The 14,975-nt window shown below is 59.8% G+C and carries 9 protein-coding genes and 1 rRNA gene; 6 read left to right on the top strand and 4 right to left on the bottom strand.

The annotated features are described in order from the left end of the window. Nucleotides 1–142: 142 nt before the first annotated feature. Nucleotides 143–379, top strand: a complete 237-nt coding sequence (locus D3Y59_RS12665; protein WP_162910756.1) for a hypothetical protein — start codon at nt 143–145, stop codon at nt 377–379. A gap of 98 nt (nt 380–477) precedes the next feature. After that, nucleotides 478–2,265, top strand: a complete 1,788-nt coding sequence (locus D3Y59_RS12660) for a glycoside hydrolase family 15 protein (protein WP_119445379.1) — start codon at nt 478–480, stop codon at nt 2,263–2,265. Nucleotides 2,266–2,529: 264 nt separating this feature from the next. Here D3Y59_RS12660 and D3Y59_RS12655 read toward each other — a convergent pair whose 3' ends face one another. The 4 genes from D3Y59_RS12655 to D3Y59_RS12640 form a co-directional block, all read right to left on the bottom strand. Continuing rightward, a complete protein-coding gene (locus D3Y59_RS12655) occupies nt 2,530–4,707 on the bottom strand; it encodes a bifunctional alpha,alpha-trehalose-phosphate synthase (UDP-forming)/trehalose-phosphatase (protein ID WP_119445378.1) in 2,178 nt (725 codons plus the stop codon). A gap of 334 nt (nt 4,708–5,041) precedes the next feature. Beyond that, nucleotides 5,042–6,097 (bottom strand): aldose epimerase family protein, encoded by a 1,056-nt coding sequence (locus tag D3Y59_RS12650; RefSeq protein ID WP_119445377.1) that lies wholly within the window; start codon nt 6,095–6,097, stop codon nt 5,042–5,044. A gap of 122 nt (nt 6,098–6,219) precedes the next feature. Next, the gene (locus D3Y59_RS12645) at nt 6,220–7,809 is read right to left on the bottom strand and encodes a family 43 glycosylhydrolase (protein WP_240410358.1); all 1,590 of its coding nucleotides are present in this window, start codon (nt 7,807–7,809) and stop codon (nt 6,220–6,222) included. Nucleotides 7,810–7,821: 12 nt separating this feature from the next. After that, nucleotides 7,822–7,968 (bottom strand): hypothetical protein, encoded by a 147-nt coding sequence (locus tag D3Y59_RS12640; RefSeq protein ID WP_162910755.1) that lies wholly within the window; start codon nt 7,966–7,968, stop codon nt 7,822–7,824. Between the two features lie 325 nt (nt 7,969–8,293). Between D3Y59_RS12640 and galK the strand changes: the two genes are divergently transcribed. The 4 genes from galK to D3Y59_RS12615 all read left to right on the top strand — a co-directional run bounded on the left by galK (nt 8,294) and on the right by D3Y59_RS12615 (nt 14,896). Next, nucleotides 8,294–9,466: a galactokinase gene (gene galK, locus D3Y59_RS12635; RefSeq protein ID WP_119445375.1), complete on the top strand. Its 1,173-nt coding sequence runs from the start codon at nt 8,294–8,296 to the stop codon at nt 9,464–9,466. A gap of 36 nt (nt 9,467–9,502) precedes the next feature. Further along, the gene (locus D3Y59_RS12630; RefSeq protein WP_119445374.1) at nt 9,503–10,558 is read left to right on the top strand and encodes a UDP-glucose--hexose-1-phosphate uridylyltransferase; all 1,056 of its coding nucleotides are present in this window, start codon (nt 9,503–9,505) and stop codon (nt 10,556–10,558) included. 180 nt (nt 10,559–10,738) lie between these two features. Further along, nucleotides 10,739–12,580: a glycoside hydrolase family 13 protein gene (locus D3Y59_RS12625; protein WP_119445373.1), complete on the top strand. Its 1,842-nt coding sequence runs from the start codon at nt 10,739–10,741 to the stop codon at nt 12,578–12,580. A gap of 806 nt (nt 12,581–13,386) precedes the next feature. Continuing rightward, nucleotides 13,387–14,896 (top strand): 16S ribosomal RNA (locus tag D3Y59_RS12615). Nucleotides 14,897–14,975 lie beyond the last annotated feature (79 nt).

Below are 14,975 nucleotides of genomic sequence, written 5' to 3'. Positions count from 1 at the left end.
TTCGCGAAAGCAGAAACACCCCGGTCGTGTGCAGATTTGCAACGAAATCGTTCTACACCCCTCACCGTTCGGCTTGGCAGTGCCGCTACCCAGCACCACCACCTAGGCCCCAGCAGCCTTGCCAGCCAACCCTTCTGCAGCTATGAACTCACCGCTTCTGTCTTCCTCGAAAGTACTAGTATCCGGCGCTGTGTTTGTGCAAGTGGTAGCCGCCGTATGGCTACTGCTCAAAGAAACCTTGCAGCCGCGTGCGCTCCAAGAGCCCGCCTGCTCGGCCCGCTACGCTATGCTGCAGCGGCAGCAGCAGTGGGCCACGCGCTTGTTCTGGTTGGCTACTGTGGTACTGGGCGTAGGCCTGCTGCTGGGCATGGCAAGCTAAGTGTTGAGCCTATAGTTGCGCGGGCAAGGCAACCTGGGCGGGCCGCACGGGGTACACTCAGGCCATGCACCCGGCAAAAGCGGGTGCTGCACCGGCCCATGAGCAACCGACACACTTACGACCTAGGCGTAATCGGCAACTGCGCCTACTTGGCGCTTATTCATCAGGATACCAGCCTGCAGTGGCTGTGCTGGCCCCGCTTCGACAGCGGCTTTGTATTCGGCAGCCTGCTCGATCGGCAGCAGGGCGGCGAGTTTACGCTGCGGCCCGCCGAAGGCGAATTTCGCACGCACCAGTACTACCTCGACAACACCAATATTTTGTGTACCGAGGTAGAGTCGGCGCAGGGGCGCTACCGCGTTACCGATTTTGCCCCCCGGTTTCAGCAGTACGAGCGTTACTACAAGCCGCTGATGCTGATTCGGAAGCTCGAACCTTTGGCCGGCACCCCCCGGGTACGGGCCGTTTGCCGCCCCGTGGGCGACTACGGCCGGCAGGTGCTCAGCCCGCGCCGCTCCTCCAACCACATCAGCTTTATGGGCTTATCCGAGGAGGTGCGCCTGACCTCTAACGTGCCGTTGAGCTACATTTTGGATGAGGAAGATTTCGCCCTCACCGAAACCAAGTATTTGGTTCTCACCTACGGCGCGCCCCTCGAGGCCGCGCTCGAAAGCACCTGCGAGCGGTTTTTGCGCGAAACCACGCAGTACTGGCGCCAGTGGGTAAAAAGCACCAGCATCAGCAACTTTTACCAACCGCAGGTAATCCGCTCGGGCTTGGTGCTGAAGCTGCACCAGTACGAAGACACGGGCGCCATCATCGCGGCTACCACTACCTCGCTGCCCGAGGCGCCGGGCTCCACGCGCAACTGGGACTATCGCTACTGCTGGATGCGCGACACCTACTACATCCTCACGGCCTTCAACAACATTGGCCACTTCGAGGAGATGGAGCAGTACTTCCACTTCATCGCCAACATCTCCACGAAGGTGCGCGACAAATACCAGCCGCTGTACTCCATCAGCGGCAACTCCGAGCTTATCGAGCAGGAGCTTTCGCACCTGGCCGGCTACCTGGGCAACCAGCCGGTGCGCATCGGCAACGATGCCTACACGCACATCCAAAACGATGTGTACGGGCAGGTGTTGGTGGCGCTGCTGCCGCTTTACGTCGATCAGCGCTTTGTTACCAAAGAGCGGGTGCACTCCGAAAAACTCATGTACGATGCCCTGTCGTTTATTGAGCGCACCATGGAGCAGCCCGACGCCGGCCTGTGGGAGTTCCGCAACCTAGCGCAGTTTCACTGCTATACCTACCTCTTTCACTGGGCTGGTGCGCATGCCGCCCACAAGGTGGCCAACAACCTAGGCAACGCCGATATGGCTGGCTTGGCCGAGCGCCTGATGCACCAAGCCGGGCAGAAAATTGAGGCCTGCTTCAGCCCCGCGCGGCAGGTATACACCAACGCCATCGGCTCGCTGCACCTCGATGCCAGCACCATGCAGCTCATTATGATGGGCTACCTGCGGCCCGATTCGGAGGTAGCGCGTACGCACCTGGCAGCGCTCGAAGCCGAGTTGAAAACCCCCGAGGGCTTGTTCTACCGCTACCGCCACGCCGATGACTTTGGCACGCCCGAAACGACCTTCCTCATCTGCTCCTTTTGGTACATCGAAGCGCTGGCCTGCGTCGGCCGCCTCGACGACGCCGTACGCGAGTTCGAGAAGCTGCTCGGCTACACCAACCACCTAGGGCTGCTATCGGAGGACGTGGACGCCCGCACCGGTTCGCAGTGGGGCAACTTTCCGCAGGCCTACAGCCACGTGGGCTTGGTAAACGCCGCCTACCGCATTTCTAAAAAGCTCGACATGCCCAACTTCCTGTAAAGCAGTGCCGCCGTTCCGAGCCGCTGTCATTGCGAGCCAAGCGAAGCAATCGGTCCTAAGCAGGATACAACCTTTCAGCTGGCACCAACCGAAAACCGCACCGCCCGAACCCTGCTGCCAGGGTTCGGGCGGTGCGGTTTTGTGCGCAAGCACGTTTTTGCTTAATGCTGAGCGAAGGGTCATGCCCTGCTCAGAACCGATTGACGCGCGGAATGGCGTACCTCCTTCTAATGACAGCTTGGGGAACGGCGCTGCTGCTTGAGCTTACCCAAGCAAGTCCGAAAGTACTTGGCGTACGTGCTCGGGCCCCTCGATGTGGTAGCGGGCCAGCGACCTAGGGCGGGCACCTACCTTTACGGTGTACGCCTCGGGCGGCATAGCCCGGAAGGTATCTTCGTCGGTGCGGTCGTCGCCCATAGCCAGAATAAAATCGGGCGCAAACTGCCGCACCCAGTAGGCAGCGGCCACGCCCTTATCGATGCCGGCGTTTCGGATTTCAACCACCTTGTTGCCCTCCAAAATGTGCAAGCCGCTGCCGCTGCCAATGAAGTTGAGGTGAGCGGCTAGCTCGCGGGCACGCATGCCGCCTAGGTCCGGATCGACGCGGCGGTAATGCCACACCAGCGAAAATTCCTTTTCCTCGACAAACGCCCCGGCCGTGCGGCTTACGTGCAGCTCCAGAATGGGCCGGATGTCGCGTTTCCAATCGTTGCGCAGGGGCTGAATCATGTGCCAGTCCCCTTCGCGCTCTTTCAACCACACACCGTGCTCGGTAATGAAATCGAGCGGCAAATCGCCGAGCCATTCGGAGAGCGTGGCCCTATCGCGGCCCGAAATAATGACCACGCGGTTGCGTTCGTCGGCGGTAAGGGCCTGTAGCAAGCGGCGCAGCTCGGCATCGGGGCGTACCTGCTGGGGGTTGGTCTGAAAAGGCATTAGTGTGCCGTCGTAGTCAAGCAGCAGCAGGCGGTTTTGGGCCTGTCTGAACTCCTGCGTCATCAGCAGTTGCGCGGGCTCGTCCAGCGTATCCGTGTCCATGATCTTCTGCTTGATCTTGCTGTACGCCAAGCGGTTCATGAACAGCTCCACCCACGCGTGCACGTTGTAGCGCCGCACAATGGCCTGCAGGCTGGCCATGCGCTGCTGTTGTTCCTCCAGGGGCATGGTCAGGGCCTGGTACATGGCGTCGGCCACCTGCGCCATGTCGGTGGGGTTGATAATGAGCGCATCGGAAAGCTCGCGCGCGGCACCGGCCCGCTCACTCAGTATCAGCACGCCGCGCTGATCGAGGCGGCTGGCCACAAACTCCTTGGCCACCAGGTTCATGCCGTCGCGCATCGGCGATACCAGCGCCACGTCGGCCACGCGGTATAAAGCACTTAGCTCCTCGAGCGGGTACGAGCGGTAGAAGTACTGAATGGGCGACCAGCTGATGGTGCGATAATCGCCGTTGATGCGCCCTACCAACTCGTCGATTTCCTCTTTCAGTTGCTTGTACTGTTGCACTTGGTCGCGCGAGGGCACCACTAGCATCAGCAGCGTCACCTTGTTGTGCAGCTCGGGGTGGCGCTGTAGCAGCAGCTCAAAAGCCCGCAGCCGTTGGGCAATGCCTTTGGTGTAATCGAGGCGGTCGATGCTGATTACTACCTGCTGATCGGCCAGCGCTTGGCGGTATTCGGCTTCCAGGGCCTGCGCCTCGGCCGAAGCAGCCACCTCGGCGTACTTGTCGTAATCGATGCCCATCGGGAAGGCGTCCACCATCACGGTGCGGTTGCCCGACTCCACCAAGCCGTTTTGGTTGGGGCAGCCCAGCAGGCGCTCCACCGAGCTCAGGAAATGGCGCATGTAGCCGTAGGTATGAAAGCCGATGAGGTCGGCCCCGAGCATGCCCTCGAGCAATTGCCGCCGCCACGGCACCGCCCGAAACAGCTCGTACGACGGAAACGGAATGTGCAGGAAAAAACCGATGGTAGCGTGCGGCAGCACCTGGCGCAACATGCCCGGCAGCAGCAGCAGCTGGTAATCCTGAATCCAGATGGTGTCGTCGGGGCCGGCTTGGGCTACCACGGCTTCGCAAAACTTGCGGTTCACGGCCTCGTAAGCCTGCCAATACGCGGGCTCGAACACAGCGTACTGCGCGAAGTAGTGAAAAGTGGGCCACAGGGTTTCATTGCTGAAGCCCTCGTAGTAGTCCCGGATTTCGTCTTCGGTCAGAAATACCGGCGCCATGCTGTCGGCGCGTAGCTGCTCGGTTACGTGATGTTCTTCGTCCTCGCTGTCGAGGTACAGGCCGGGCCAGCCAACCCATACGTTGTCGTCTTGCTGGTATACCGAACCCAGGCCGGTGGCCAGCCCGCCTTCGCTGGGCGAAAAGGAGAGGCCGTCGTCGACGCGTTTTACTTTGGTAGGAAGCCGGTTAGAGACAATAATAGTACGAGGCATACGTCGGAGCAGAGCGTTTCTGCTAGTTCACTACGAACAGCGCCCCAAATAGGGCGTGTTATTAAATGGTTATTCGGAAGCAGCGGCGGAGAGAAGCGGCACAGAGCATCGGTGGGCGGCACGCAGCGCCAAGCACCTAGGCAGCACAAGCGGAGCCCTAGGTATGGGCACAAAAAGAGGCAAGCCGCTCATCGTTACATGCATCCTCCAAATAGAAAGCGCATGCTAGTTGCCGCATTTGATGAGCAGCCTGCCACGTTCTTTAACGGCGGGCTTTGCCACAGGGCTGCTCAACAAATACCGATTTTGCCGAGCGTCGAATACGGATTTTGCCTCAGCGTACGCCGCAGCGGTACTCTGTTACCGACCGGAACACCTCGCCTGGCTGCAACACTGTATTAGGGAAAGCGGGCTGGTTGGGCGAATCGGGGAAGTGCTGGGTTTCGAGGCAAAAGCCGCCGTGCTTGGGGTAAGCGCGGCCCTGCTTGCCCGTAAGCGTACCGGCCAAAAAGTTGCCAGCATAAAACTGTATACCGGGTTGGTCGGTGAGTACCTGCAACGTACGGCCCGTGGCCGGCTCGTGCGCTTCGGCCACCAACCGAAAACCTTCGCCGCGCAGCACCCAGTTGTGGTCGTAGCCGCCGGGTACTTGCCCAATACGCTCGCCGATGGTGTGTGTTTGCCCAAAATCGAAGGGCGTGCCGGCTACGGGGCGCAGCTCGCCGGTTGGGATTAAGGTGTCGTCGACTACGGTGTAGCGGTCGGCGTGCAGCGTGAGCTCGTGGCCCAAAATATCGGGCGTGGTGCCGGCCCCTAGGTTAAAGTAGCTGTGGTTGGTTAAGTTAAGGGGGGTGGCGCGGTCGGTAGTGGCGGTGTACTCAATGCGCAGGGCGTTATCGGCGGTAAGGCGGTAGAGCACCGTTACGGCGAGGTTGCCGGGGTAGCCCTCTTCGCCATCGGGACTCAGGTACGTAAGGCGCAACGCCGGTCCTAGGTCCACGAGCATCTCGGCATGCCAAAGCTGCTGGTTAAAACCGTGCTGGCCGCCGTGCAGGTGGTTGGGGCCGTTGTTGGTGGCTAGGGTAAATGGTTGCCCGTTGAGCGCGAAGCGGCCCTCCTTGATGCGGTTGCCGAAACGGCCGATCAGCCCGCCGAAGTAGGGGTTGGCGGCGGTGTACGCATCGGTGAGGTAGCCCGCTAAGCTGTCGAAACCCAATACAATGTCGCCGGGTTGGCCTTGCCGATCCGCCGCGAAAAAGTGTGTAACGATGCCGCCGTAGTTGGTAATGCGCACCTCTAGGCCGGAGCCGTTGGTGAGCGTAAATAGCTGGGCGGTTTGGCCGTTGGGCAGCTCGCCAAACGGAGTAGCCGTGATAGATGGTTGTGCCATATCCGATGCAAAAAGACCGAGCCGCTATGTACGGGCATTTGCGTGCTCCGGTGACGCCAAAAACACCGAGCCCCGGCTGCACAGGCAGCCGGGGCTCGGTCAAAAACTCGAAATAAGTAGTATTAACGCTGGTTGCGCAACCGAAACTCCGAAAACGTGGCTGTTTGGTTTTCTTCGCCTTGGGCAATGAGGCCCACGCGCACGCCACGGTCCCAGGGCGGAAGGTAAGTGCCGTTGATGGCGAAACCATCGGTGCGGATGGGCTCCCAATTCAGGCCACCGTCGAGGCTGTAAGCAAAGCGGTAGCGGCTGCCGCCCCAGCACTCGAGGCGCAAACCTAGGGTGCTGCAAGGTTCTAGCAGCACTTCGGTGAGGCGCTGTTTCTTGCCCATCTTCACGTGCCAAAGCTGCAGCATGTTGTCGCCGGCCACTAGGGCCAAGGCGTTGTACGGGTCGCCCACGGCGCCCAGGCCGGCAAACGTGCCCTCGCCCAAGCCGGTTGTATCAACCTGCACGCTAGCGGTGTACGTAGCGGAGTAGGTGCGCTGCGCCACAATGGCGCCTAGGCGCGCCGGGCTGGCCCCTAGGTGCAGATGGCCGTCGGCCACCTCGAGGTGGGGCGGCTGCGTTGCGGGCCACTGCCAAGTAAGGCCCAGCGCCTCGCCCGCAAAGTTGTCGGTTACGTTCAGCAGCGTTACATCAGCCAGCGGAGCGGCTTGCGGGCTGCTGTTTACGAACTCAGGCCAGCCCTGCTCGTTCCAGGTAAACTCGCTCAGCAAGCCCTGGCGGCCCACAAACTCGTGGCTGTTTACGTGGTAAGCGTGGTGCAGCAAAAACCAGCGGCCGTCTTTCTCGGTTACGGTGCCATGGCCGGGGCACTTCCATACCTCGTTATCGGTCAAGATGGGGTTGCGGTCGTACTTTTCCCACGGGCCGAGCAAGTTGCGCGAGCGGGCCACGCCCTCGGCGTAGGTGCAATACTTGCCGCAGCAGGCATTGCCGGCGTAAAACATGTAGAAGTAGCCGTTGTGGCGCACAAGGGCGGAGCCTTCTACCAGGTTGCCTTCCCAAGGTGTGTCGTTGCGAAACAGCTCCTTGCGCTTGCCCACCAGCTTCATCGTTGCCTCGTCGATGCGCTGCGCCCAAATGGGCGTGGGTTTGCCGATGCTATTGCCGTCGTTCTTCCAGATTAGGTGCAGCACGCCGTTCTCGTCGCGCACCGGAAATCCGTCGATCGAGCCGGCGGCTTCGCCTACCAGCGGGCCGTGGTCGGTGTAAGGCCCCTCGGGGCGGTCGGCGCTGGCCACGGCCACGCACAACACGCCGCCTTTTTTACGGGCCGTGTAATACATGTACACCTTACCGCCTTCGTAAAACAGCTCGGGTGCCCAAAACTGCGAATCGCACCACGCCGGCAACCGGTGCGGAAACACGTGGCTTACCAACTCCCAGTGCACTAGGTCGTCGGACTTAAACAACGGGAACACGGCGCCCCACTCAGCCGAGGTGGCGCTGGCCCAATAGGTGTCGCCGATTTTGGTAATCGTGGGGTCCGGAAAATCGCCGGGCAGCACGAGGCGGTCGTAGCCAACCAGCGCAGGGGCTACAGGAGCCGGAGCATCGGCGCCAGCATACAATACTTCCGGGCGGTCAACGAGCAAATCGGCGTCCGGCGTCGGGGTGTAGGCCCCGGGTTCCAATTCGAAAGACAAAGCAGGAGAAGTTTAAAGGGAAGAAATCAGGCCAACCCGACAAGCCGCTTCATCCTGCTGCCTGACGTGCAAAGCCAACCACACCGGCGCAACAAGGGCAAAACGCGAGCCACAATCAGCAAAATTTTGGTATTTAAACAAGAAGTTTTGTTCATTCATTTCGGTGCTGGCAAAGCCCGAAATGTGCTTGGGTAGCAATGAAAACGCCGAACGTAATGGCTAATCCAAGCGTTCGGCGTTTTCAACTTTTCGAAGTTAAATAACGGTTCATTGCCGAACCACTATGCTTTCAACTTTTTGCCGAAAATGTGTTTGTGCCGCTTCGCTGACCCACCAATGCGGCGCTGCATAGCTGCCGTTTTCCGGGAAGCGGGCGGCCACCTAGGCGCTCGGCCACTGGGGCTGGCAGGGGTGGGTTCGGCCACATCGGCCAATTCTTCGTAGTTCTAGGCCGGCTGCTGCCGGTAACCATATCCCCGTTGCTATGCTTGCCCAAACCGTTGCTTCCGCCTTTCAACGCCACTTCGGCTACGCTGCTCCGCTGCTGGTGCGCGCCCCTGGTCGTGTCAACCTCATCGGCGAACACACCGATTACAACAATGGCTTTGTGCTGCCCGCCGCCGTTGACAAAGCCATTTACTATGCCGTGGGGCTGAGCAGCACCGCCGAAATCCGGTTGGTAGCCCACGATCTGAACGACTGCTTTACCATCGCGCTCGACCAAGTACACCGCACCGATACCCCTTGGGCCAACTACCTGCTGGGCGTGGTGGCGCAGTTGCAAAAGCGCGGGCTGACGCTTACCGGCTTCGATTGCGTATTCGGCGGCGATATTCCTATCGGAGCGGGTATGTCGTCGTCGGCGGCGGTGGAGTGCGGCTTGGCGTTTGCGCTCAACCGGCTGCTAAGCGCCGACATCGATAAGATGGAGTTGGCGCACATCGCCCAAAAAGCCGAGCACGAGTACGCCTTGGTGCAATGCGGGCTCATGGATCAGTTCGCGAGCCTGTTCGGCAAGCCGGAGCACGTGGTGCGCCTCGATTGCCGCTCGCTCGAATACGCTTACTTTCCTTTCGATACGCAGGCCTGCCGCATTGTGCTCTGCAACTCCGGCGTAAAGCACAGCTTGGCTAGCTCCGAGTACAACACCCGCCGGAAGGAGTGCGAGCGGGGCGTATCGGTACTGCGCCAATACTACCCCGAGGTGCAAAGCCTACGCGATGCCACCCTCGACCACCTGGCCGCCCACCGCGACGAGCTGGGCCCCGTGGTGTACCGCCGCTGCGCCTACGTGGTGCAAGAAAATCAGCGCGTGGAGGCTGCCTGCCGCCACTTGGCAGCCCACGACCTAGGGGCTTTCGGGCAGGAAATGTATGCCTCGCACGCCGGCCTGCGCGACGATTACGAGGTAAGCTGCGAAGAGCTGGATGTGCTGGTAGAGGCCGCTCGCCAAGTGCCCGGCGTGTACGGCGCGCGCATGATGGGCGGTGGCTTTGGCGGCTGCACCATCAATCTGGTAGCGCCCGATCAAGTCGAAAATTTCATCCGGGAGGTGGGCGCCACTTACGAACAGCGCTACGGCCGGCCGCTCGAAACCTACCAAACCACCATTGTAGGGGGGGTAGAGGCGCTCGAGGCTGCGGTAGCGCAGCCCTAGGTTTTTCTTCGTCGTACCTTATTATATAGCTTGCCTATGGCTGCCTTCGATAGTACCGAGCACCCGCACCGGCGCTTTAATGCGCTCAACGGCGAGTGGGTGCTGGTGTCGCCGCACCGCTCCAAGCGCCCCTGGCAGGGCCAGCAAGAAACGCCCGATGCCGACCAGCGCCCTGCCTACGACCCGGGTTGCTACCTGTGCCCCGGCAACACCCGCGCCAACGGCTCCGTGAATCCGGCATACGCCAGCACCTTCGTGTTCGACAACGACTTTGCGGCCTTGTTGCCCGACACCCCCGCCGGAACCATCGACGAAGGCGGCTTGCTGCGGGCCGAGGCCGAGTCGGGTGTGGGGCGCGTCATCTGCTTTTCGCCTCGCCACGACCTCACGCTGCCCGAAATGAGCACGCCCGACATTCGGCAGGTAGTGGATTTGTGGGTTGATGAGCTTAAAGCCCTAGGTGCGCAGCCCGATATCAATTACGTGCAGATCTTCGAGAACAAAGGCCAAATGATGGGCTGCTCGAACCCGCACCCGCACGGGCAAATTTGGGCGCAACGCACCGTGCCCTCCGAGCCCGCAAAGGAAACCGTGCAGCAGCTGGCTTATTACCAGCAGCACGGCCGCACCTTGCTCGCCGATTACCTAGGAATAGAACTGCAAAAGCGGGAGCGTGTAGTGCTCGAAAACGAGCACTTCATGGTGCTGGTACCATTTTGGGCCGTGTGGCCGTTCGAAACGCTGCTGGTAGCTCGGCGGCCGGTGCAGGACATCACCCAGCTCACCCCGGAGGAGCGCGACGCGTTGGCCGATGCCATCCGCCGCCTCACCATCCGTTACGACAACCTGTTTAACATCTCGTTTCCGTACTCGGCCGGCTTGCACCAGCGCCCCACCGATGGGCAGGAGCACCCCGAGTGGCATTTGCACATGCACTTTTACCCGCCGCTGCTCCGCTCGGCTACCGTGCGCAAGTTTATGGTGGGCTACGAAATGTTGGGCAACCCCCAACGCGACATCACGCCCGAGTTCAGCGCCGCTAAGCTGCGCAGCTTGCCCGAGGTGCATTACAAAACCCTAGGTCAGGCCTGAGCATCGGGCGCCGGGCGCCGGGCAGTGCGCTATTATATTATATAGTAGCAACTCAACCGGGCAAGGGGCGTCGCTGCTCCTTGCCCGGTTGTTTAAATTACCGTAGTACAGGCGCTGGCAGGGGCTGTTGCTGCTAAATCATTTATACTAGCAGCCTCCGATACTTTTTCGCTGCTGGTTATGGCTTGCTTCCGGTTGAACTCGTTGCTCCTAGGTGCTGCGCTTGCTTGTTCCCAATTTGCCCTAGGTCAGGGGGCGTCTGCTTCGCGCAGCCAGCCCCCGGCTTGGGCCAAGGAGGTAGTGTGGTACCAAATTTTTGTGGAGCGCTTCAGCAACGGCGACCCCAAAAACGACCCCACGCCCGAAACCATGCAACCGGCATTTGTGGCGCCGCCGGGCTGGCGCACCACGCCGTGGGGCCGCAATTGGTACGAGCCCGAGCCCTGGGCCAAGCAAGCTAATCTCTCGTGGGGCGATGAACTGGGCTTGCGCCGTTACGGCGGCGACTTGCAGGGCGTGCTCAACAAGCTCGACTACCTACGCGACCTAGGCGTGTCGGCCTTGTATTTCAATCCCCTTAACGACGCGCCTTCGCTGCACAAGTACGACGCCCGCAACTACCATCATATAGATGTAACCTTCGGGCCCGACCCCGCCGGCGACCGGCGCATTATCGCCAGCGAAAACCCCGCCGACCCTAGCACTTGGCAGTGGACCTCGGCCGACAAGCTTTTTCTGAAGCTGGTAGCCGAGGCGCACCGCCGCAACATGCGGGTAGTACTCGATTATTCTTGGAACCACACCGGCGTTGGCTTTTGGGCTTGGCAGGACGTACTCCAGAAGCAAAAAGCGTCGCCTTTTTCCGATTGGTACCAAATAACCGCTTTCGACAACCCAGCAACGCCCGTCAACGAGTTTGCCTATCAAGGCTGGGCCAACCTCGCCAGCCTGCCCGAAATTCGCAAAGCCAACCTCACCACCGAGCGCAAGTGGGGACGGCCTTACGAAGGCAACCTAAGCGAAGGCGCTAAGCAGCACATCTACGCCGTTTCCAAACGCTGGCTCGCGCCCGACGGCGACCCGAGCAGAGGCATCGACGGTTACCGCCTCGACGTAGCCGACCAGGTTCCGATGGGCTTCTGGCGCGACTACCGCACCTATGTCAAAAACATAAAGCCCGACGCGTACCTCGTAGGCGAAATCTGGTGGGAGGAGTGGCCCGACAAACTGATGAACCCCGTGCCCTACGTCAGCGGCGACATTTTCGACGCCGTAATGTTCTATCAGGTTTACCGCCCGGCGCGCAACTTCTTCGCCAACGTCGCCGAAGCCATCGACGCGAAGCAGTTCGTAGCCGAGTTGCAAGCCGAATGGAACCGCTTGGCCAAACCCTACCGCTACGCCATGATGAACGTATCGGCCACCCACGACACTCCGCGCCTACTCACCGACTTCTACAACCCCGGCAAATACAAGTACCAGGCTACCCCGCGCGACAACGCCAACTACAAGACCGGCAAACCCGACGCCGATACGTACCAGCGCGTACGCCTCTACCTCATGCACCAGTTTACCAACATTGGTGCGCCGCACATCTGGAACGGCGACGAGCTCGGCATGTGGGGTGCCGACGACCCGGATTGTCGCAAGCCACTAATGTGGCCCGAGTTCAAGTTCGAACCCGAGGCCCGCAATAATTACCAGCCGGGCGCTAAAGCCTACGACCCCGTCGGCTACAATGCCCAACATCACGCTTTCTACCAAAAACTCGCACGCATACGCCAGGCTAACCCCGTCTTACGCACCGGCGATATCGAATTTCTGACTGCTACCGGTAAGCAGCTTGCTTACCGCCGCTTCAATCAGCAAGAGCAAATCGTGGTGCTTTTCAACTTAGAGAGTATCAGCCGAGCGTTCAAGCTTCCTCATAAAGCACGTTGGACCAACCTTTTGGAAGGAACAGTCATCAATTCAGATCAAATTACCCTGCCCCCCCTCACCGGTATTATCCTTAAGAAGTAGAAGGTAGCTCATACATATGGAGCAGTACAACACATTATAAAACTAAGTTTATAGGATAAACACATTGTATTTGTGGTTGATTGTTAATGCGTTGTATGAAATGTGTTGGGTTTTGAACTTTAGACTCCATCGTAATGTATTCCTCAAGCGCTGGTAATCCGTGCTGGTCGAGCTAATTGCAGAGATACTTAGTTAGGTACTTGCCAAATTTTTTCAAGGCTCAGAACTTGGCACAACTTCTTAGTACTTAAGTTGTCCGTCGGCTGGTGATGTAACTCTAGGACCGCGCCGGCAACAAAAATCTTGCCGGGCTGCTTGCGCAAACCAATACGGCCTGCTACTTTTGTCGTCCCCTTCAGCCGGAAGGGGGGCCGGCGGCGGCGGATGGGGTGCTTGGGCGGCTCCGGGTGCCGAAAAAAAGTTGGCTTAAACGCTTGCAAGTGGCGCCGCGCCGCGTACCTTTGCAGCCCGCTTCGACCGGAGGCGGCCGGCAACGCAAGCCGAAGAAAAAAGTTGCAAACATTTTCTTCGCCCGGCTTGCAAAACAAAAAAAGCGTGGTACCTTTGCCACCCCGAACGGAAACGCCGCTCGGCCCACGCAGAACAGACGGGTTGCTTAGCGCAGCCGCGACGCGGGTTCAACTGGAACCGCAGTTCGTTCTTTGAAAGACTGGAAAGACAAAAAGGTAAGACCGCCCTGCTTTCGGGCAGGGCGCGAGCAAGCGTAGCCGGAAGACACGGCTCGACACACGGGTCGGATCAGCACTCGACACGGCTTCGGCTTCGGCCGGAGCGACAACATTTTTACAATGGAGAGTTTGATCCTGGCTCAGGATGAACGCTAGCGGCAGGCCTAATACATGCAAGTCGAACGGGGCAGCAATGCCCAGTGGCGCACGGGTGCGTAACGCGTAGGCAATCTGCCTACACCTGGGGGATAGCCCGCCGAAAGGTGGATTAATACCGCATAAGACCATAGGGCGGCATCGCTTGGTGGTTAAAGAATTTCGGGTGTAGATGAGCCTGCGTGCCATTAGCTAGTTGGCGGGGTAAGGGCCCACCAAGGCGACGATGGCTAGGGGAGCTGAGAGGCCGATCCCCCACACTGGCACTGAGATACGGGCCAGACTCCTACGGGAGGCAGCAGTAGGGAATATTGGGCAATGGCGGAAACGCTGACCCAGCCATGCCGCGTGCCGGATGACGGCCTTCTGGGTTGTAAACGGCTTTTGCCCGGGAAGAAAAGACCGCTGCGGCGGGAATCGACGGTACCGGGTGAATAAGCACCGGCTAACTCCGTGCCAGCAGCCGCGGTAATACGGAGGGTGCGAGCGTTGTCCGGATTTATTGGGTTTAAAGGGTGCGTAGGCGGCCCGGTAAGTCCGTGGTGAAAGCCCCTCGCTCAACGAGGGAACTGCCATGGATACTGCCGGGCTTGAGTCCAGGCGAGGTTGGCGGAATGGATGGTGTAGCGGTGAAATGCATAGATACCATCCAGAACCCCGATTGCGTAGGCAGCTGACTAGGCTGGTACTGACGCTGAGGCACGAAAGCGTGGGGAGCAAACAGGATTAGATACCCTGGTAGTCCACGCCGTAAACGATGGATACTCGCTGTGGGCGATACATGGTCCGCGGCTTAGCGAAAGCGTTAAGTATCCCACCTGGGGAGTACGCCGGCAACGGTGAAACTCAAAGGAATTGACGGGGGCCCGCACAAGTGGTGGAGCATGTGGTTTAATTCGATGATACGCGAGGAACCTTACCGAGGCTAGAATGCGCGTGACCGGTCCGGAGACGGACCTTTCCTTCGGGACACAAAGCAAGGTGCTGCATGGCCGTCGTCAGCTCGTGCCGTGAGGTGTTGGGTTAAGTCCCGCAACGAGCGCAACCCCTATGTTTAGTTGCCAGCGCGTCAAGGCGGGGACTCTAGACAGACTGCCTGCGCAAGCAGCGAGGAAGGCGGGGACGACGTCAGGTCATCATGGCCCTTACGCCTCGGGCTACACACGTGCTACAATGGACGGTACAACGGGTTGCCACTGCGCGAGCAGGCGCCAATCTCGAAAAGCCGTTCTCAGTTCGGATCGCAGTCTGCAACTCGACTGCGTGAAGCTGGAATCACTAGTAATCGCGTATCAGCAACGACGCGGTGAATACGTTCCCGGGCCTTGTACACACCGCCCGTCAAGCCATGGAAGTCTGGTAGACCTGAAGCCGGTGCTCGTCACAGAAGCCGGTTAGGGTAGAACAGGTAACTGGGGCTAAGTCGTAACAAGGTAGCCGTACCGGAAGGTGCGGCTGGATCACCTCCTTTCTGGAGCTTGACCGATCCGCGGGCCGTGGGCCCCGGGCGCGCTTGCCCGCCTTTTTGTCTTTTCATCTTTCGACTGCAC

Source organism: Hymenobacter oligotrophus (assembly GCF_003574965.1).
Lineage (GTDB): Bacteria > Bacteroidota > Bacteroidia > Cytophagales > Hymenobacteraceae > Solirubrum > Solirubrum oligotrophum.
The sequence above is the reverse complement of the archived record's forward strand: the minus strand, read 5'-3'. Positions and strand labels throughout refer to the sequence as shown.

Excerpts from the sequence above, each read along its gene's own strand:
- D3Y59_RS12665 (WP_162910756.1), top strand. The coding sequence starts at position 143 with ATGAACTCACCGCTTCTGTCTTCCTCGAAAGTACTAGTATCCGGCGCT.
- D3Y59_RS12660 (WP_119445379.1), top strand. The coding sequence starts at position 478 with ATGAGCAACCGACACACTTACGACCTAGGCGTAATCGGCAACTGCGCC.
- D3Y59_RS12655 (WP_119445378.1), bottom strand. The coding sequence starts at position 4,707 with ATGCCTCGTACTATTATTGTCTCTAACCGGCTTCCTACCAAAGTAAAA.
- D3Y59_RS12650 (WP_119445377.1), bottom strand. The coding sequence starts at position 6,097 with ATGGCACAACCATCTATCACGGCTACTCCGTTTGGCGAGCTGCCCAAC.
- D3Y59_RS12640 (WP_162910755.1), bottom strand. The coding sequence starts at position 7,968 with ATGAATGAACAAAACTTCTTGTTTAAATACCAAAATTTTGCTGATTGT.
- galK (WP_119445375.1), top strand. The coding sequence starts at position 8,294 with ATGCTTGCCCAAACCGTTGCTTCCGCCTTTCAACGCCACTTCGGCTAC.
- D3Y59_RS12630 (WP_119445374.1), top strand. The coding sequence starts at position 9,503 with ATGGCTGCCTTCGATAGTACCGAGCACCCGCACCGGCGCTTTAATGCG.
- D3Y59_RS12625 (WP_119445373.1), top strand. The coding sequence starts at position 10,739 with ATGGCTTGCTTCCGGTTGAACTCGTTGCTCCTAGGTGCTGCGCTTGCT.